This window comes from Chrysanthemum yellows phytoplasma, assembly GCF_000803325.1.
GTDB lineage: Bacteria > Bacillota_I > Bacilli_A > Acholeplasmatales > Acholeplasmataceae > Phytoplasma > Phytoplasma asteris.
Window position 1 is genome coordinate 1 of sequence record NZ_JSWH01000126.1, and the last position, 1,245, is coordinate 1,245.

A 1,245-nucleotide genomic window follows, 5' to 3' on the forward strand; every position below is an offset into this window, starting at 1 on the left:
CTTCCGATCTGAGCAATCAAAAAGAAAAACATTTAAAATCTAATATTAATACAGAACAAGAACAAGAAATATATAATGAGATTCTTAATAAGATTAAAAACGAAGTTGATGAATTAACAACTGAAAAAGAAATAGTTTATCGTCTAGATGGTAAAAATATACATTATATTAAAATATGAGATTCTCAAACTAAAAAAGAAATTAAAAGAATTAATTATCATGATGATGGTAAAACTCTATTTTACATAGAAACATTTGATTCTCAAACAGGTCAAAAAATTAAAGAAGACACATATAAAGATGGTGGTAAAAAACTAAATTATAGTATAGAATATAATCCTATAACAGGTACTAAAATTAAAATAACATATTACAACCCAGATGGAACTGTTAAAGAAGAAAAAAATCTTTAATTATGAATAAGAAAAGAAAAATAATCTTAAATTTTTGGATTATCTTCATTGTCATTATTCTTTTAATGCTCTTATTCCTTTTAGGTTTAAGATTACCTAAATTATTTAAATCAATTCAAGATAAAAATAAACTTGAAACCCAATCTCAATATCAAACTCAATATATCCATGATACTAATAAAGTTCAAAATATAATTGGATTAATTAATTCTTTAAAATGTTTAAAAACTTTAAAACAGTTAAAAGAACCTAAAAAACAAAAACAACAATTAAAACCTCAAACTGAAAAACAAGAACAAGAACAAGAGCAATATCAATTTGATTGGAATTCAAATTATGATACCGATGATAATAAATTAGTTAAAGATATCGCAGTCGTAACTTTAACCACAGGTGCAGTTGTTATTAGCTGTTTAGTTCTAACACCTATATTTGCATCTCTAGGTCCTATTGCTGCTCCTATTGCTTTATTAGCTTAATTTAAAAATAAATGAGAATTAAAATGAAAAAAAATAAATTTAAATTAAAAACAAAAGACATCTTTTTAACTTATTCTAAATGTCCTTTAGGTAAAGATAAAATCCATAATCATATCAAAGAATTAATGGCTTCTAAAAAAAAGAAATCTCATATATCATTTCTAATAATGAAAACCATCAGGATCAAAAAGAAATTCATACTCATGTTTTATTTCAATTAACTAAATCAGCAACTTTTAATGGAGAAAGATTTGCGCTGTTGCATTTTTTTAGACAACTTTTGTCTTTAAAATTGTTCTTTAAGGCTAAAAATTAATAGATAATTTCATATCTTTTCAAACTAAAGAAATATT

At 23.1% G+C, this 1,245-nt stretch carries 2 protein-coding genes and 1 pseudogene; all 3 read left to right on the plus strand.

The window, feature by feature from the left end:
- Positions 1–191: 191 nt before the first annotated feature.
- Positions 192–275 (plus strand): annotated as a pseudogene (locus tag OL66_RS04555) (DUF2963 domain-containing protein); the annotation flags it as partial.
- A 3-nt stretch (positions 276–278) separates the two neighbouring features.
- Complete coding sequence (locus tag OL66_RS04560) at positions 279–413, plus strand: DUF2963 domain-containing protein (RefSeq protein ID WP_425319137.1); 135 nt, start codon at positions 279–281, stop codon at positions 411–413.
- Positions 414–478: 65 nt separating this feature from the next.
- Entirely contained in the window at positions 479–892 is a 414-nt protein-coding gene (locus OL66_RS02520) for a hypothetical protein (RefSeq protein ID WP_238568804.1), read from the plus strand.
- Positions 893–1,245: the final 353 nt, after the last annotated feature.

What these genes read in the sequence shown, in the direction of transcription:
- OL66_RS02520 (WP_238568804.1), top strand. Translation starts at nt 479, where the DNA reads ATGCTCTTATTCCTTTTAGGTTTAAGATTACCTAAATTATTTAAATCA.